At 42.8% G+C, this 17,252-nt stretch carries 15 protein-coding genes and 4 tRNA genes; 9 read left to right on the forward strand and 10 right to left on the reverse strand.

Going from position 1 to position 17,252, the window contains the following annotated elements:
* The first annotated feature begins 79 nt into the window (after nt 1-79).
* Nucleotides 80-304, forward strand: a complete 225-nt coding sequence (locus tag AC1DV1_RS10855; RefSeq protein ID WP_477358648.1) for a DUF4287 domain-containing protein — start codon at nt 80-82, stop codon at nt 302-304.
* A gap of 84 nt (nt 305-388) precedes the next feature.
* On the opposite strand, the gene AC1DV1_RS10860 is transcribed toward AC1DV1_RS10855, so the two are convergent.
* Nucleotides 389-1,378: a hypothetical protein gene (locus AC1DV1_RS10860; RefSeq protein ID WP_477358650.1), complete on the reverse strand. Its 990-nt coding sequence runs from the start codon at nt 1,376-1,378 to the stop codon at nt 389-391.
* 115 nt (nt 1,379-1,493) lie between these two features.
* On the opposite strand from AC1DV1_RS10860, the gene AC1DV1_RS10865 reads away from it, so the two are divergent.
* Complete coding sequence (locus AC1DV1_RS10865) at nt 1,494-1,895, forward strand: hypothetical protein (RefSeq protein WP_477358651.1); 402 nt, start codon at nt 1,494-1,496, stop codon at nt 1,893-1,895.
* Nucleotides 1,896-1,915: 20 nt separating this feature from the next.
* On the opposite strand, the gene AC1DV1_RS10870 is transcribed toward AC1DV1_RS10865, so the two are convergent.
* On the reverse strand, nt 1,916-2,800 hold the full coding sequence (locus AC1DV1_RS10870) for a PhzF family phenazine biosynthesis protein (RefSeq protein ID WP_477358653.1): 885 nt from the start codon (nt 2,798-2,800) through the stop codon (nt 1,916-1,918).
* 102 nt (nt 2,801-2,902) lie between these two features.
* On the opposite strand from AC1DV1_RS10870, the gene AC1DV1_RS10875 reads away from it, so the two are divergent.
* Nucleotides 2,903-3,271 carry a winged helix-turn-helix transcriptional regulator gene (locus tag AC1DV1_RS10875; RefSeq protein WP_477358655.1) on the forward strand — a complete coding sequence of 123 codons (369 nt, stop codon included), beginning with the start codon at nt 2,903-2,905 and terminating at the stop codon, nt 3,269-3,271.
* 104 nt (nt 3,272-3,375) lie between these two features.
* On the opposite strand, the gene AC1DV1_RS10880 is transcribed toward AC1DV1_RS10875, so the two are convergent.
* The 5 genes from AC1DV1_RS10880 to AC1DV1_RS10900 all read right to left on the reverse strand — a co-directional run bounded on the left by AC1DV1_RS10880 (nt 3,376) and on the right by AC1DV1_RS10900 (nt 4,426).
* Nucleotides 3,376-3,447 (reverse strand) — tRNA-Gln (locus tag AC1DV1_RS10880).
* An 8-nt stretch (nt 3,448-3,455) separates the two neighbouring features.
* Nucleotides 3,456-3,529, reverse strand: a tRNA-Cys gene (locus AC1DV1_RS10885).
* A gap of 82 nt (nt 3,530-3,611) precedes the next feature.
* Nucleotides 3,612-3,684: transfer RNA gene (locus AC1DV1_RS10890), tRNA-Ile, on the reverse strand.
* Nucleotides 3,685-3,688: 4 nt separating this feature from the next.
* Nucleotides 3,689-3,761: transfer RNA gene (locus AC1DV1_RS10895), tRNA-Pro, on the reverse strand.
* A gap of 185 nt (nt 3,762-3,946) precedes the next feature.
* A complete protein-coding gene (locus AC1DV1_RS10900; RefSeq protein WP_477358657.1) occupies nt 3,947-4,426 on the reverse strand; it encodes a hypothetical protein in 480 nt (159 codons plus the stop codon).
* 139 nt (nt 4,427-4,565) lie between these two features.
* On the opposite strand from AC1DV1_RS10900, the gene AC1DV1_RS10905 reads away from it, so the two are divergent.
* Together AC1DV1_RS10905 and AC1DV1_RS10910 are read left to right on the forward strand one after the other, a co-directional pair.
* A complete protein-coding gene (locus AC1DV1_RS10905) occupies nt 4,566-6,146 on the forward strand; it encodes a TROVE domain-containing protein (RefSeq protein ID WP_477358659.1) in 1,581 nt (526 codons plus the stop codon).
* An 802-nt stretch (nt 6,147-6,948) separates the two neighbouring features.
* The gene (locus tag AC1DV1_RS10910) at nt 6,949-7,425 is read left to right on the forward strand and encodes a hypothetical protein (protein WP_477358661.1); all 477 of its coding nucleotides are present in this window, start codon (nt 6,949-6,951) and stop codon (nt 7,423-7,425) included.
* Between the two features lie 82 nt (nt 7,426-7,507).
* Here the strand turns inward: AC1DV1_RS10910 and AC1DV1_RS10915 are convergent, their stop codons facing one another.
* Nucleotides 7,508-9,937, reverse strand: a complete 2,430-nt coding sequence (locus tag AC1DV1_RS10915) for a TonB-dependent receptor domain-containing protein (protein ID WP_477358663.1) — start codon at nt 9,935-9,937, stop codon at nt 7,508-7,510.
* Nucleotides 9,938-9,999: 62 nt separating this feature from the next.
* On the reverse strand, nt 10,000-10,851 hold the full coding sequence (locus tag AC1DV1_RS10920) for a helix-turn-helix domain-containing protein (protein ID WP_477358665.1): 852 nt from the start codon (nt 10,849-10,851) through the stop codon (nt 10,000-10,002).
* A gap of 85 nt (nt 10,852-10,936) precedes the next feature.
* Here AC1DV1_RS10920 and AC1DV1_RS10925 point away from each other — a divergent pair, with 85 nt between their 5' ends.
* From AC1DV1_RS10925 to AC1DV1_RS10940, 4 genes are all read left to right on the forward strand, one after another.
* The gene (locus AC1DV1_RS10925; RefSeq protein WP_477358667.1) at nt 10,937-11,878 is read left to right on the forward strand and encodes an NADP-dependent oxidoreductase; all 942 of its coding nucleotides are present in this window, start codon (nt 10,937-10,939) and stop codon (nt 11,876-11,878) included.
* A 361-nt stretch (nt 11,879-12,239) separates the two neighbouring features.
* On the forward strand, nt 12,240-12,533 hold the full coding sequence (locus AC1DV1_RS10930; RefSeq protein ID WP_076378439.1) for an HU family DNA-binding protein: 294 nt from the start codon (nt 12,240-12,242) through the stop codon (nt 12,531-12,533).
* Nucleotides 12,534-12,542: 9 nt separating this feature from the next.
* Nucleotides 12,543-13,388, forward strand: a complete 846-nt coding sequence (locus AC1DV1_RS10935; RefSeq protein ID WP_477358669.1) for a tetratricopeptide repeat protein — start codon at nt 12,543-12,545, stop codon at nt 13,386-13,388.
* 232 nt (nt 13,389-13,620) lie between these two features.
* Entirely contained in the window at nt 13,621-15,171 is a 1,551-nt protein-coding gene (locus AC1DV1_RS10940) for an Rne/Rng family ribonuclease (protein ID WP_477358671.1), read from the forward strand.
* 714 nt (nt 15,172-15,885) lie between these two features.
* Here the strand turns inward: AC1DV1_RS10940 and AC1DV1_RS10945 are convergent.
* Nucleotides 15,886-17,241: a glucoamylase family protein gene (locus AC1DV1_RS10945; RefSeq protein ID WP_477358673.1), complete on the reverse strand. Its 1,356-nt coding sequence runs from the start codon at nt 17,239-17,241 to the stop codon at nt 15,886-15,888.
* Nucleotides 17,242-17,252 lie beyond the last annotated feature (11 nt).

A 17,252-nucleotide genomic window follows, 5' to 3' on the forward strand; every position in this document is an offset into this window, starting at 1 on the left:
ATGCTAAATCAGTTAAAAAAACAGTTCGAATTTGATGTTTACATTTATATTTAGCTTTATAAACCAAGCATAACCAACTATGTCATTCCAGGGATATTTAAAAACAATAAAAATCAAAACGGGCAAAGAGCCCGCGTATTTCAGGGCGATAGCCGAAGAAAAGGGTTTTACACAAAGCGGCGAATTAAAAGCAAAAGCGGGCGATATTGTAGCCTGGCTGAAGGCCGACTTTGATCTTGGCCACGGCCATGCCATGGCAATTTATGCTTTACTAAAAGGCATTAAGAACGAGGATAGTGAATAGGAATAGACAAAGAAGCGATATATTCAATAGCTCCCTTGCCTGGCAATCTGACTTTTAGCTTTCAGCCTTAAGCCTTTGGCTTACTTACATTTTTTGCTTCATGTCAAAGTGCTCAACGGTTTTAACGCCCGTCGGCCATTCGTTAAAAGCAGAATACAGCACGTATTTATTATCCTTATCAATGCCGGGGATAGTTTTATCTATCACTTTCCTGATCACTTCGTTCTCTTTTTTGACAGCTGTAGTATCGCTTAGCTTGATATTGGTTAGGTAATATATCATCGGGAATGTGCCTTCCTTATCTTCCTGGGTAAAAATGCGTATAATTTCAAGGTGGGTTGGCGCGCCTTTAATGGGCAACGGAACCCGGTATTTAGCGGATACCTGGTTTAAAACGTTGCTGTAAAATTCACCGGCTTCGGCTTCATTATCATATTTCCAGAGGCTGCTTGGGCGTGAACAATTGATAGCCGAAGCCCCGTCATTAAGTGCGTTTACCAGGAAGCCTTTTGTGTAAGCAGCCTTAGCATCGGCTAAAAGCGCTGTCATGCTTTTTCCGTTTTTGGCATAGGCGTTGGTTTCCAGCTGGCTAAGTTTCCAGCCATAATCGTATTTGCAATAAAGTGCCGTTATCATATACTGGTTGGCAATATGTTTGGGCACAAAAAAGGCTATGTACATCTCTTTAACACCGCCGGGGCAGTAAACGGTGTATTTGCCGCCAGTTAAGGCCGATTTAATGGTATCGCCATGAATGTAGCGGTTAACCACATAATACTCGTCAAGTATTTTGTAATCATCTTCCTTAAAACGATTACTTACCAGTTCAACAGCGCGTTTCCTGTTGGTAACATCAATAAAATCCTGCGACATGATGTATTCCAGCTGAGGTTCGTCATCGGTTTTCAGCGCTGCAAACAGTTTGTCGTTTAAATCGTGGAAGCGGCTTTGATCGCTTGAGCTTATTTTTTCGTTTTTATAAATACCTGGGCCGCTGGGACTGCCACAACTTTGCAATATGGCTATGAAAAGTAAAAAGACGGATATCTTTGTAAGATGTTTAATATTGTTCATTTTAATTGTAAAAGGTTCCTGTTACGATAATACTGATTTTTTAATTATTGACCAATAATTTACTGTAGCATTTTCGTTATTGGCGCCGTAATAAGCTTAATAAACCTGAGTATCAATGAAAAAAATATTACCCGCATGCGCCATTGTTTTATTTTTATTTGCCTGTAAAAAAGATAATAGCGTTGGTATTAGCCTTAACGGTACGTGGGAATACCGGGGTACAACCTGTTATTGCGCACCACCAACCGACAGCAGCGCGTATAAACCGGGCAATGGTACCGTTTACAACTTTTCGGCCACCAATTACAAATACTATCTTAAACACGTATTGCAAAAAAGCGGCACTTATAAGCTGTTTAAAGAAAACGTAAACGGCGCCGAGCGTAACCGTATTGTTTTTGATAATGATTACAACAGCGAGGCAAAATATATAGGCCTTGCCGGGAAAAAATTTAGCCTGGGCGGTGCTATAGGCAGCGCAGCTGATGCACCGGTGGACTACTTTGAAAAGGAATAAAAGCCACTTGCCGCGCTTTTTTACAGGTATATGGTGCCTTCCATAACGATAACTGACGAGCCGCTTACCCAAATACCATCGCCTGCAACGTTGATATGGATTGAGGATGGGTGCTTAACGGCTGTGCCCTGCAATATCCGATAGTCGTGCCCCGTCTTAATATACCCCAACTTTTCCAGGTAACCGGCCAGTGGTCCCGCAGCCGTACCTGTTGCAGGGTCTTCATCAATCCCGATACCGGGGTTGAAAAAACGTGTTTCGGCAATATAACCGGCATCCTGGCCATCTGTGGTAAACAGGTAAAAGCCCTCAAATTGGTATTTTGCCGAGAGTTGTTTTAAAAGTGCCTTATCGGGCACCGCACGTTGTAATGTGTCCAAATCTTTTACGGGCACCATCAGGTGGGCAACTTCTGTTTCAACAACGTTGATTTTCCAGTTGTTTAATTCTAAATCTTTTAAATCCAATCCAATAGCTTTTGCAACCAGGTGGGCAGGCAATTCTGTTATTATCCTGGCCGGCTGTTGTTTCATGGCCACGTACGGAAGCCCGCCATGCTCGGTAACCAGCAACGGGATTCTTGTATCCTTGATAATTACAGATGGCGGCCCGCCCTGGTGTTTAAAAATGTCCCAGCCCTTTATTAAAGCCAGGCACACGGCACCCAACAGGTTATGGCCGGCGCCTACAACCTCAAATTCTGCCGGGGTAAAGGAGCGTACCTTCAACGCGTTTTCAATTGTTGAATAATTTACGAATGAAGTTTCGGAGTAACCGAATTCCCGGGAAATGGCATGGTACTGACTCAGCTCAAGCTCATCGTCGGCATAAACTACCGAGAGCTGATTGCCTTTATATTTCTGATTGGTAAATACATCCAGCACGTAATAATTAAGTTTTTTCATTTTTATTTAATTAACATGATGCCAAAAGTAAGGCCCGGTAGTTTATTTTTGTTATGGGTTAACCAAAGGTAACTGGTTACCTTTGGTTAACTATCAAGTATTATGGCCACTATCAATATCAACGGAAACATACAGGAAGCAAGCTGCGACCAGGAATTGGCTGCCATTAAAGACAGCCTGGAAATATTGGGCGGAAAATGGAAATTGCGCATTATGCGGCACCTGAATATACACGTTGGCGAGAAAAATACATTTAAAAAGCTCCAGCGCGAGATTGAAGGGATTTCGGCCAAGATGCTGTCTAAAGAATTGCAGGACCTGGAAATGAACCTGCTTGTTTCCAGGACAGTGATGGATACCAGGCCTGTTACCGTAAATTATTCTATCACCGATTATGGGCTGAGTGTTTTCCCGGTTACAGAAACATTGGTGCAGTGGGGCTTAAACCACAGGCAGAAAATAAAAGCATAGTATTAAAAATAAATCCCGCCTTATTTCTTTGACAGATACCGACGACTGTCTTATAATATATAAAAATAAACTATTTTATATATTATAATAAATAAAGACACAGGTTTTCCTGCATGGATTCGAACCACGATTAACTGAACCAAAATCAGTTGTGCTGCCAATTGCACCACAGGAAAATAAACAGAGGCTGGTACAGGATTCGAACCTGCGAACATTCCTTTTGCAGAGGACTCCCTTAAACCACTCGGGCAACCGGCCAAGGCATTATTAAAATTATCGTTATCCGCTCATCGCATTGCTGTTAGTTTTAACGCTATTTATATAAACAACTCTTTTACAGTGGAAATAAAAGGACTTGAACCTTTAACCGACACCGTATAAGGGTGCTGCTCTGACCATTGAGCTACATTTCCATAGTAGGGTAACCCGGATTCGAACCGGGAGCCTCTCCGTTCCAAACGGAGTAATCTGACCATTGATATACTACCCTGTAAAACAAAAAATCCCCTTAGGTTATCTAAGAGGATTGCATTAGTTTATATCGTTTTTATGAATACATAGCTATCTCCTCTGATAAATCAGCTGGGGGTATTGGCTCTGTATACATATTGTATTTTTCATGGTACAATGATACATAAATATTTTATTAAACAAGAAAAATATTAAATTATTTTTTTAAATCAACTCTCCATCCCATATTTCGAGTAACTTCTCCCTTGCCTTGATGCTTTCTGCCTTAAAGGCCGCGGTCGCTAACATATACACAAATAACGCCACTAAAAACAGACTGAAGTCAACCGGTTTGAGATTATTGGCGATGCTACCGTAAATTACATTTATTAATCCTGCAATACCAAACCCAATTGCCATCAACGTTGCAAATATCTCGACTGCGGTATACATTCTCATTGTCAAATGTATGCTGCATCCTTTTGGATTTGCTTGTATCGCCCCTTTTATTTGAGGCAGAAATGAGTTACGGTAAGTTATATCGGGCGAGATTTGGAATACGCCATTTGCCATGTAGCCTTTAAAATATGGTATTGGTGAAAACAAGCCCTTACCCGGTGATAAAATTTCTTCTAATTTCAGTTGTGCATCTTCATATGATAGGGCGCTGGTAATATAACAGTTTTCATAGGGAAAGAATTTCATAAATGCTTCGTAAGGTTATGTATAGTTACCACACCTTCTAATCTTTTTCAAAAAAAATAAAAATAATTTTTACTGCGCAAATAGGCTGCGCAGCGCCTTCTAACCTTTGTATCATCAAAACAAATAAAAGGAGGTAACAATGAAATTTAACCTGTTAAGCAAAGTAAAAAATCAGTTCACTAATCACGAGGGTGCAAAAGCGTTTGCACTATCGCCAGAGATGGAACTGTATACCCTGGTAGTAACCTGGGGCCTGAGCGATTCCTTTTACGAAAAAAACGATGACCGTATGGAGCGCCTGCGCAACATTATATATAAGTGCAAGCCCGAATTTGTGGGCAGGCTGGCAGTATATGCCCGTACAAAAATGTACATGCGTTCGGTACCCTTGGTTTTGGCTACTGAATTGGCTAAGTTGCACTCGGGCGACGATTTGGTTGCCCGGGTTACAGCCGGGGTTGTTAACCGCGCCGACGAAATAACCGAACTGCTGGCCTGCTATGAAATGCTGAACCAACGCACCGGCCCCAAAAAACTGAACCGCTTATCAAAGCAAATGCAAAAAGGCCTGCAAGCCGCTTTTAATAACTTTGATGAATACCAGTTTGCCAAGTACAACCGCGATACCGCTATAAAAATGCGCGATGCTTTGTTCCTGGTACATCCAAAAGCAAAGGATGATGCACAGCAACTGGTGTTTAACAAAATAGTAAGCGGCACATTGCAAACGCCATACACCTGGGAAACCGAACTATCGGCATTAGGGCAGCTTAATTACGATAGCCAGGAGGCAAAAGCGATGGCTTTCCGCAACAAATGGGAGGAGTTGATAGATGGCGGCAAGTTGGGTTATATGGCCTTGCTGCGTAACCTGCGCAATATACAGGAAGCCGGTGTAAGCTATGCCCATATCCAAAAGATATGCGCAACACTTGCCGATGCCGATAAAGTGGCAAAGGCAAAGCAGTTTCCGTTCCGTTACCTGGCTGCATACCGGGAACTGTTAAGTGCCGGAAGCGTAACCCCTGTACAAGGTTTGGGTCAAAAGCTTAAAACGTTGTTAACAGGCAACAAAGGCTATACCGGCGAGTTGCTGGATGCGTTGGAAAAAGCAGTACAGGCAAGCGCGGTAAACATCAAAGGCTTTGATCACGATACCACGGTATTGCTGGCCTGCGACGTATCCGGATCGATGCAAACAGCGGTATCGGCAAAATCGAAAATTTTGCTGTACGATGTGGGCCTGATGCTGGCGATGTTGCTGCAATCGCGCTGTAAAAATGTAGAAGTGGGTATGTTTGGCGATACATGGAAAACCATTATGGTGCCACGCCACAATATATTGAACAATGTGCAGGAGTTTTACAAACGCGAAGGCGAGGTTGGTTATTCAACAAACGGTTACCTGGTAATTAAAGACCTGCTTGACCGTAATGTGCAAATGGATAAAGTAATGTTATTTACCGACTGCCAGCTTTATAACAGCATACCAGCTAAGGGCGATAACATTAACGCCTTATGGTTGCGTTATAAAACAACAGTTGCGCCAAAGGCAAAACTATACCTGTTTGATTTAAAAGGTTACAGTAAGGTACCGTTGCAGGTAATGCAAAACAATGTTTACCTGGTAGCCGGCTGGAGCGATAAAGTGTTTGAAGTGTTGGAAGCCCTTGAAAAAGGAAACTCAGCTTTAAGCGAAATCAGTAAGGTGGAAATCTGAGCCCCCTGACCCCCTAAAGGGGGAATAAGAAAACTTCCGGCTCCCCCTTTAGGGGGCTGGGGGGCTTAAGAATGCCGTAGATCAGGATTACTTCGCCAATAAGGGGAGGGCATTGTAGCGCAAGCTGTGATGAGGGTTCGAGTCCCTAACGCGAGTCCCCGTTTCCTGGTCGTCTGTTGCTTCTTATGTTATTAAAAATAAAAAGAAGGTGTCGTAAACGAGTGTTACTTCGATTGATAACCCCCGGGTCGCCGGTTCAAGTCCGGCCTGTAGCTTAGGTTGCAGTAGCTCAGATGATAGAGCAGGGGCACCGCAAGGTGCAAGTCACTTGTTGTCAGTTACCCTTCTTGATATTATGTGTGGTCAGCAGCCATTTTTTTAATGAATACTCAGTCTTTTTGTGGCTGGGAAACTAATAAAGGTGTCGTAAATAAGTAATACTTCGATTTGGGACGTCAGGGTCGCTGGTTCAAGCCCAGCCTGCGGGTAACTGCAGTAGCTCAGTTTGGTTAGAGCATGATGCAGAAATACTTATTGCCTGTTGCCCTTTTTTAGCCCCCCAGCCCCCTAAAGGGGGAGTGTAAAATTACGTTCCCCCTTTAGGGGGGTAGGGGGCTAATTGCTTATTGTATAAAAACTGTAAAGAAGATGCCGTAAACCTGCGTTACTTCGCCTGTCACGCTTATGCCAATCGCAGGTTGATTTTGCTCTTCTTTATATTTTTTTGATTTCGTTATCCCCGCCCAGCCTGTTGCTTTGCAAGGTTTATGTTGATATATTTAACATACCAAACCAGCAAGCCATGCCAAAAGAAGAAGTAACCGATTTACTCAGGTTTCTATATGAGTTTTCGCCCGAGGTGCGTGAAAAAGCAATCTGGCTGCGCGAGTTTGTGTGGGATTTATATCCTCAGGCTAATGAACTTATTTATGACAACTACAATGCTTTGGCCTTCGGCTGGTCGCCTACAGAAAAGTTGGGGCAAACCTTTTGTTCGGTTGCTGCCTACCGCACCACCAATCAAAACGTACATTTCGGATTTTACCGGGGATCAGAAATTGCCGACCCGAAAAAGCTTTTGTTGGGCAACGGCAGCCAATACAGGTATGTGCTTGTAAACAAACTTGATGATTTCCCCAAGGAATACATAATTGCTTTAATTGAGCAGGCCTGGGAAAATTCGTTGGCCAAAGTCAAAAATCCTAAAGATATCATTCATGGCAAAACCATCACCAAAATGATATCGCCAAAAAAACGCGAAATGAAAGCTAAAAAATAACGCGTGCCCGGCCGCTATATTTTAGCTTTCCAGATTGCCGATTAGCCTTCAGCTTTATGCCTTCTGCTTTTAGCTCCTTTTATTAGCCATTCCCAACCCGGTCTTTCTCGTCTCCTGCGCTACCGTCCGACCGGCTGGTCACTTTGTATGATTTGCCAAAGCGATATGTAAACGCCAGCGTGAATACGCGGGTATCACGCGTCAGCTTAAAATATTCGGTGGCATTGGGAAATTGCGTAAGCCCTTCCATAGCGTTGGTGTAAAAAATATCGCGTGCACTGAATTTTAGGGTAGCCCGCTTTTTTAGTATTGGCCTTGATATACCTAATGATAGTTGTCCCGTTGGGTATAATTGCTCCTGTATATCGTTGCGGGCCCTGGTGGTGTAAAAGCCGGATAGCTCGGCAGTGTAAATTTTGGCAATGGTGAACTGGTTATTGGTATTTATGTTCAATTGATCTGCCTGGCTGGTGTAGGTATTGCCATTAAAGCCTTTCAGTTGCTTATGGTTGTATAATGCCTGAAAAGTAAGGCTCCACCAGTTAACCGGCGATACCGATAGCGTTGATGACAGGCCGTAGTTATGCGTGCTACCCACGTTTCCCTGCGAATACAACAGGATTCCCTTGGCGGCATCGTTTAAAAACAGCTGCGAAAAATAATTTTTTATATTACTGTATAGCAGTGTAGTGGTAAGCAGGTTTTTGTATTGGTGGCTTAGCTCAAAATTCCAGCTGTATTGGGGCAGCAGGTAGGGGTTGCCCGTTTGGTAGGTGTATTTATTAATGATAAAGTAAAAAGGGTTTAGGTTTTGAAAAATGGGTCGGTCAATGCGGCGGCCGGCGGTTAATGTGAAACTATGTGATGAATCGGCCTGGTAGCTGATAAAACCACTGGGGAAAAAGCCGCCATAATTTCTTTTAAAAGCCGAGTCCTGCTGTAGTACATTGCCTAACTGATGGGCTTTATAGCTGGTGTACTCGTATCTCAAGCCGGCCTGTGCGGTAATCTTCGCATACTTTTTCTCGAAAGTGCCATACACCGCATTGATTTTTTCCTTATATAAAAACTGGTTGCTTTTACTGTAGTCTTCGGCCCATAGCCCGCTATTCAGGTTTTCATATAAAGCGGCGTTATCGGTGCTGCTGTAAGATGATTTATAGCCCGATTGAAAAGTGGCATGCTGGTCTGTTTTGATGCTGTAATCAACCTTGCCAGATAAGATGCTGATGGATGTGGGGATGTTACTCCTGGACAGTTCCTGGTAGCCGCCCGGTGCAAGCAACGAGTTGTTAAAGTTTTGTTCGCTTTGGATATTGTAATGCAGGTAATCAAAATCGGCCCCAAGTGTTTGCGATGGGGAGAGCGTATGCCGTAAGTTTAAATTGACCGAGCCGTTTTTAAACCGGTTTTTGTTGTGGTTGGTGGTTGATACGGCCGAGTCAACTACATCGCTGGTATTTAACCAGGTTGCCACTGCCCGGTTGTTTCCATTGCGGTTAACCAGCGTGCCGTCTAATACTACGCCGATGGTAGTTTTGTCGGTAACGGAATAATCTAACCCGGTTTTGATGGTGTTGTTGAACGATGTGCCCGAAAAATAGGAAGGCTGATCGAGCTTAGCTGTTATGTTGTTGCCGGCATCGTAATACTTTCTCAGGGCATAAATATTGGTAAGGTATTGCACCAGATTCATGCTGTAACTAAAAAAGGTATTGATTTTGCCGGTACGGAAATTAAGTGCCAGGCTATTATTGTTTTTAGGATAAACACCCTGCCCAACCGACGATGTAAACGTGCCGTTAAATCCCTTTTGCTTATTCTTTTTGGTTTTTATGTTGATGATACCGGCATTGCCGCTGGCATCATATTTAGCTGTTGGGTTGGTGATTAGCTCTATCTGCGAAACCTGGCTCGAGCTCATGCTGCTCAGTAAATTATTTAAATCGGCACCCGATAAATAGGTTTGTTTGTCGTCTATCATCACCATAACGCCTGCCTTGCCCTGAAGGGAAATGCCGCCATTCCTGTCAACACTAACGCCCGGCGATTTCTCCAGCACTTCTAACACGGTAGAGCCCGTATTGGTAACCGAGGCATCAATATTTAATATGGTTTTACCATCTTTTTGCTGTACCAATGGAGCATGGGCCACAATATTCACCTCCTGGAGTGCCGTATTTAAGGGCTGCAGCTTAATGGTGTCTGCATAATTGTGCCCCGGAAATTTATAGGCACGACTAAGCTGTGGTTTGTAGCCTGTATAGGTGGCCGAAAACAGGTAAGAGCCAGCCGGGATAACATCAAACCGGGCCACTCCGCGGGCATCTGCAATAGCCGATTTTATGGGCTTGTTGTCTTTTATTAGTTTTACGGTAGCACCTTCTGCGGCCTGCCCGGTTTCGGTTAGTATAACGAGGGTAAAATCAGGTCTCGCGACTCCGGGGGATTGTGCAAACGTGATTGATGATAAAAAAAGCAGGACAAGCAGGCACCGGGTTTTAAGGATCATATCAGCTAATGTAATCAGAATTCAGGAGTAAGACGCCCATGAACTCAAAGTGTTACACCTGGTTACGATGCACGTGGCAATTGTATCATTTTGCGGTATTCTTTAGGGCTGTTGCCTTTTTGCTTTCTGAAAAATTTGTTAAAATGACTTTCATCGGTAAAGCCAAACTCGTTGGCAATTTCATTCAGCCGCTTATCGCTAAACTGCAGGCGGTGCTCAATCAACTTGGTTTTATAATTGATAATGTATTGCTGCAAAGTTTCGCTGGCGTGCTTTTTAAAGTAACGGCCCATATAAGCTTCAGAGATGCTGAAGGTACTGCTGATTACATCAGCTTTTAGTTTTTCGGGGTAATAGATATTACTTTGTACGTATTGTAAAATATCCATCGCCTTTTCTTCGGTGCCCATGTTTAACTGCTCTGGCAGGTAGCGGGCAATGTTTCGGGCTACCACGATGATCAGTGTATTTACCAGTTGCTGAATAAGCTCCTTATTGTAAATGTCCTTATTCTGATACTCACGGATGATGGCCTCTACCATTGGTCCAACAAGGCGTTTATCGGGCAGGTTTTTAAGAATGCAACCCGGCTGGTGATTGGCGTTGTGCAATATGTACTCCAGCCGCTGGATGTTTTCGTGCAGCAGGCTGCCATTTTTGAGGTAGATATCGTTAAAACGCAAAAAGAAGAATTCGGTGGTAGTTTCAATATGCAGCGAATGGCAGTCTTCGGGTGTTATTAAAAACATATGCCCGGCTCGGTAATCAAAATGGCTTTTGTTAATGCATTGCGTGCCGGTGCCGGATATCACATAAATTAATTCAAAAAAGCTATGCTGATGCTCAAACTTTGGGCATTTATCTAATGTTAGATAAGCAATTGAAAACGGTTCGTACAGATTTTCCTTTACCATATAGCAAAAATACCAAATTATAGTAAATATATACCAATTTAATTATTTTTATTGGTAGATATTTGTCTTGTTAAAAAAAGAAAAAATGAAAGCGATAATTTTAAAAGCATTTGGCGGTATAGAAAATTTTGAAGCCGTTAACATACCGGTCCCAACTATTAAGGATGATGAAGTATTAATAAAGTTAAAAGCTATCAGCATAAACCCGGTTGATGCCAAAACACGCCAGGGCAAAGGCGCTGCCGGCCGAACCAAAATGGAGTTGCCTATAATTTTAGGCTGGGATATTTCGGGCGTAATAACTGAAGCGGGTAGTGATGTTGCCGGTTTTAAACCTGGCGACGAAGTGTTTGCGATGATCAACTTCCCGGTATTAGGTAAAACCTATGCGGAATATGTTGTTGCCAAGCCATCTGAGCTGGCTATAAAGCCTGCAAACATAACCCATAACGAGGCAGCCGCAGCCACGCTTGCCGCGCTTACAGCATGGCAGGTTTTAACTACCAAGGTGAATGTTAAGAAAGGGGACAGGATGCTGGTTCATGCTGCAGCTGGTGGCGTTGGCCACTACGTGGTACAAATGGCCAAGCATTTGGGGGCCTATGTTATTGGTACATCATCGGCAGCCAATAAAGATTTTGTTTTATCATTAGGTGCCGATGAGCACATAGATTATAAGGCAAAAAAGGTTGAAGACGTAGTGAGTGATATTGATTTTATATTTGACCCCATTGGCGGCGCAAATACAGAACAGTCGCTCCATATCGTAAACAAAGGCGGTGCTGTAATTTGTATTTTACACGCTTTCAATGATGAATTACTTCAAAAAGCAAAGGACTTAGGTGTACATGGTCACAATGTGCTGGTTTACCCAAGCGGTGATGATATGAAAACCATCGCGGGCCTTTTAGAAAAAGGCATTATCAAATCGCATGTCTCCAAGGTTTTCCAGCTGGAGCAGGTGGGCGAGGCGCATACCTTGCTTGAAAGCGGCAGGGCAGTTGGAAAAGTTGTCATAGAATTCTAAGAAAGGGAATTAATGTGCCTGTCGGCGGCCATTTGAGCTGCATGCTCTGGCCATGAGATGTGATGGTTTGCCCGGACCGGTAACACGCTTAGGCTTAATAATAAATGTTGTTTTAGATAACACGAAACCTCTTTTGTGAATCAGCTGGCTAAGGCCGGCCGATTCACTTATATACCTACGGTACTCACTACTCCAAAAGGGAGTAAATAAGCTCGATTGTCTATACTTTGTAACGAAAATGAACGTTTTAGGTACTGGGTAAAAAAAAACTGTTAAATATTTCGCACTTAAATATTAAAGCGATACTTTTGCAACCCCAAAACAGTTAAGTATTTATATAATTAAATAAGAAAAATTAGACATGACTAAGGCAGAAATTATAACTGAAATCTCATCTAAGACAGGTATCGAGAAAGTAGACGTGCAGGAAACTGTTGAGGCGTTTTTTAAAGTTGTTAAAAGCTCAATGGTGGGTGGCGAAAATGTTTACGTTAGAGGATTCGGTAGTTTTGTAGTAAAGAAAAGAGCAAAAAAGACAGCACGTAACATTTCAAAAAATACTGCCATCATTATCCCCGAGCATTTTGTGCCAAGCTTTAAACCAGCAAAAACTTTTGTTGAAAAAGTAAAAACAGGTAACAAAACCAGCAAATAATTTTAAGATATGTATAAGAAACAAATAGCCGTTAGTATAGCAATAGTTATTGTTGTGGGCTATTTGTATCGTTTACCTGTTAAAGGTTTAATAAAACCTAAAGAGGCCAAAAGCGATAAAACAACGGTACTTAACAGCCGCAAGGCTGCTACAACAGTAACGGTTGATATGGTATCTGAGCCCGCCAAAGCAGCAATTGGGGCAGCGTTGGCAGCAAAGATAAATGACCTTGAAGGGCAATTGAAAACTGCATCGGCCGCTGATGCCGAAAAGCTGCAGCAGCAGCTGGCCAAACAGTGGGATGATGATAACCAACCCGCACCCGCGGCGTTTTACTACCAGGCTCTGGCCCGCAAAGGAAACAAAGCCGAGGATTGGTTAAATGCAGGTGGCCGTTTTAACGATGCATACAAACTTACCCAGGATACTTTATTGCAGCCAGCTTTTGTAAGCAACGCTGCCGAGGCTTTTCAAAATGCCTTAAAGTTACAACCTGAAAGCCTTGCAGGCAAAACAGGATTAGGCGTAGCGTACGTAAATGGCGCAGGCGCACCTATGCAGGGGATAGCCTTGCTGCTTGAAGTAGTAAAAAAGGATCCGAACAACTGGAGCGCAAACCTTAATTTAGGAATGTTCGCCATGAAATCGGGCCAGTTTGAAAAAGCAGTTGCAAGGTTTAAAACATTACTTGCCCAAAAAGCAGAGCTTGAGCCGGAGTTTTACCTGGCGGAAAGCTATAAGCAGCTGGGCATGAAAAAGGAAGCCATTGAGGCTTACCAAAAGTGCAAAAACATGGTGCCAGATCAAGCATTTGTGCAGCGTATTGATGACGATATAAACGAATTAAAGAAGTAATCAACATTTAAAAATTATTATTATGCCCAGCGGTAAAAAACGTAAAAGACACAAAATGGCTACCCACAAACGCAAAAAACGTTTGAGAAAAAACAGACATAAAAAGAAATAAGCTGCGATAACCAAAGCAGATTTTACCCGCCTTTACTAAAGGTGGGTACTTTTTATTATGAGTGTTTTTTACCCTCTTATTTACATACGGTGTTTACCGTTTTAAGAAATGGAGTAGCAGTTGATAAAAGAATTAATTATCGATTCATCCCCCAATGGGGCTACTATTGCATTATTACAGGACAAACAACTTGTAGAGCTTCATAAAGAGCAAACCAGCAATAATTATACTGTTGGTGATATTTACCTTGGGCGTATCAAAAAGATAATGCCCAGCTTAAATGCTGCTTTTGTGGATGTAGGCTACGAGAAGGATGCCTTTTTGCATTATCTTGATTTGGGGCCGCAGGTGCAAAGCCTGCTTAAGCTAACCAAGCAAGTACGTAGCGGGGGATATCAGTCAAAGCTGTTGGACGGCTTTAAGCTGGAAGCCGATATCAATAAAGGAGGCAAAATCTCTGATATATTGACTAAGGGCCAGCTCATTCCGGTCCAAATAGCCAAAGAACCTATATCAACCAAAGGGCCGCGCTTAAGTTCTGATCTTTCTATAGCAGGGCGATATGTAGTACTGGTTCCGTTTTCGGAAGCCATCTCTATCTCCAAAAAAATAAAAAGTAATACAGAGCGTAACCGCTTGCGTAAGGTTGTTGAAAGTATTAAGCCAAAACATTTTGGCGTAATCATCCGTACGGTATCTGAAAGCAAAGGCGTTGAGGAATTACAGAAAGACTTGCTTGATCTGATATCAAAGTGGGAGGCATTTATTACAAGGTTGCCGTCTATCGAACCATCTAAAAAGGTTTTAGGCGAAATTGGACGTACATCAACTATCCTGAGGGATATATTGAACCCCGATTTTCAGCACATCTACGTAAATGATAACAGTATGTTCGAAGAAATCCGGTCATACATCCACGAGATTTCGCCGGATATGGAAAGTATAGTGCGTATGCATAAGCATAAGGAGCCTATATTTGAACATTTTGGCGTTGATAAGCAGATTAAAGGAGCCTTTGGTAAAACCGTAAACCTTGCCGGCGGAGCTTACCTGGTAATTGAGCATACCGAAGCGTTGCACGTTATTGACGTAAACAGCGGTAATCGCACAGCCAGTAAAGAAAACCAGGAAGAGAACGCCTACCAGGTGAACAAGGAAGCGGCTAAAGAAATTGCCCGCCAGTTACGTTTGCGCGATATGGGTGGTATTGTTGTTATCGATTTTATTGATATGCACAAGCCGCAAAACCGCAAAGAACTGTTTGACCACCTGCGTGCCGAAATGCTGCTTGACAGGGCAAAGCACACCATTTTACCGCCGAGTAAATTTGGATTAGTACAAATTACCCGCCAGCGCGTACGGCCCGAAATGAATATTGTAACCAGCGAAGTGTGCCCTACATGTAATGGTACAGGTACCATTAGGCCAACCATTTTGCTGATGGACGACATTGAAAATAACTTCAATTATATATTGGATGAACAAAATGAAAAAGGCATTACCCTTTGCGTGCATCCATATATTGAAGCATTTATTAAACAGGGTATTTATACCCGCCAAATGAAATGGTTCCTGAAATACGGACAGTGGATTAAGGTTAAAAGCAATCCTGCTTACCAGATCACCGAGTTTCACTTCTTCTCCTCAAAAGACGAAGAGATTAAATTATAATAAATGTGCAGATTTCAGATTTTTCACCGTTGCTTGTTTTTCAATGGTGTTCAAGAAGCCTGAGGCGTTTCAAATGTGCAGATGTTTGAGAAATGATGAGCCAATTACAAATGTGCAGATGTTGATAAAACGTCTGCACATTTTTTTTGGATGTACTGCTTAAGCTTTACAAATAAACGGGTTGTTTTTTATAGCATACATGGCCAGTCTATCCGGGTTTAAGGTCTAATTTATGGCAGAATGTATTACTTTAACCATCGGCTGTAGATACGCTGGCAAATAGTTGGTCGGCATTTCTTTGTCAGTAAATTTGCCATAGATAAGTTCAAAAATTCAATTTCTCGCTCAAATATTTGGTGAAAGAGGCGGTCATGGTTTAGCGTTGGAAGCGACTTGCCTGATTAAGAGGCTGTACGGGCTATTTACTTTGGTCGAACTGAAAAGTATCTTCTGATAGTTAATTTTTTATCACACAATGAAAACAAAAGCTATAATTTGCCGTTTTATATACATCAAGAAATCCGGAGAGGTTGGTAGAATAGCCTATCCAGGTTTTTAAGATTAAACGAAAGAAACGGGGCTGCAAAAGAAATTTTGTGGCCCTGTTTCTTTCTGTGGATTTCCCCTGTAAACAATTAATAGGACTAAAGAAAAAGGTTAAATTTTTTTCAGAACAATACACAACAAAAAATCCTGTCAATCCTGCAAAATCCTTTAATCGTGTTTTATTGCCGGGCTTTCGAAGCCAAGCTTTGTTAAGCCATGCTGTACATCGGGGTTGCTCATAAATAGTTTCCAGAGCAGGCCGGTACGATAGTTTTCAATCATCACCACGATAGGGCCCTGGTCAATGGCAAGGTAGGATTTGCCGTACCAGTTATGCTGTTCGCTGAAGGCATCGGTGAAGCCGTATTCGCCCCAGATTTTATCGCCCATGTCATAATAAAAATGGCGCAGGGCTTTCATGGATTGTTCCGGTGTGTATGGGAATGCCGATAACGCAGCTGTCGGTGTTATCACCCCCAAATCGTTTGTTGGCGAGTGGGCGTTATAGCCTTCAAAATTATCGCTGGCGGTAAGTCCCCAGCAATCGGGGCCGTAACCTTTGAATTTTTTTGGGTTATCTACACAGTAGGCATAATTTATCAGCGTATGGTTTTTATTTTGCTCCCAATAATCGGCATACTGATCTTTTAAGCCTTTAGGATTTAATCCCATGAAGGAGTATTGCGAAAAGAAAAGCGGGCCGCCATAATCAAAACCCAAAGGCAGCCTGTAGCCATAAAAAGTTTTTCCGTTTTTAAAAAAGTCGCTTTGCGCCCAGCCCTGTGTATATACGTTTGCACCAACAGGGTAGCGTTGTGCCGATGCCGCCAATACGTACGTTATAAGGCACTCATTAAAACCATGGATGGCAAAGTTCATGGCCCAGCCATTGTTGGGGCTCCAGTGCCAGTAAAGGGCATCACGACCATCACGGGTATACCAGTTCCATTCCATTTCGCCCCACATCCAGCTAATCACATCGCGGATGCGCTGCTCTTTTGGGGTATTGGCGGTAAAATATTGTTTGGCGCAAATCAGCCCCTGGAAAAGGTAAGCCGATTCCACAATGTCGCCGCCGTCATCTTTGCGGCCAAAGGGGATCACCTTGCCTGTTTCGCCGTTCATCCAATGCGGAAACGCGCCGTGGAAAGAGTTGGCTTTAAACAGGAAATTCACAATTTTCACCATCCGGTCAACAGCTTGTTCATGGCTTATCCATTTGCGGCTATCGGCCACAATAAGCGCCATAACACCAAAACCAGAGCCTCCGGTGGTTACCACTTCGTCGCCATAATCAAATGATTTGTTGCTGCGCTCCCGGGCAAGGCCGCTTACAGGATGACCAAAATCCCAAAAATAACGGAATGTTTGGCGTTGCACCACATCAAGCAAAGCACTATCGCTTAGGTTTTTGATGATGCCTACAGGTTTAATACCATCTTCGCCGGTGTTTTTTGCCTGTTTTTGCGCGAATGAACACAGGTTAAGCAGTAATAACAAAGGGGTTAATATAAATTTATTCATGTAAAATGGTA

It is taken from the genome of Mucilaginibacter sp. P4_D1, assembly GCF_056401935.1.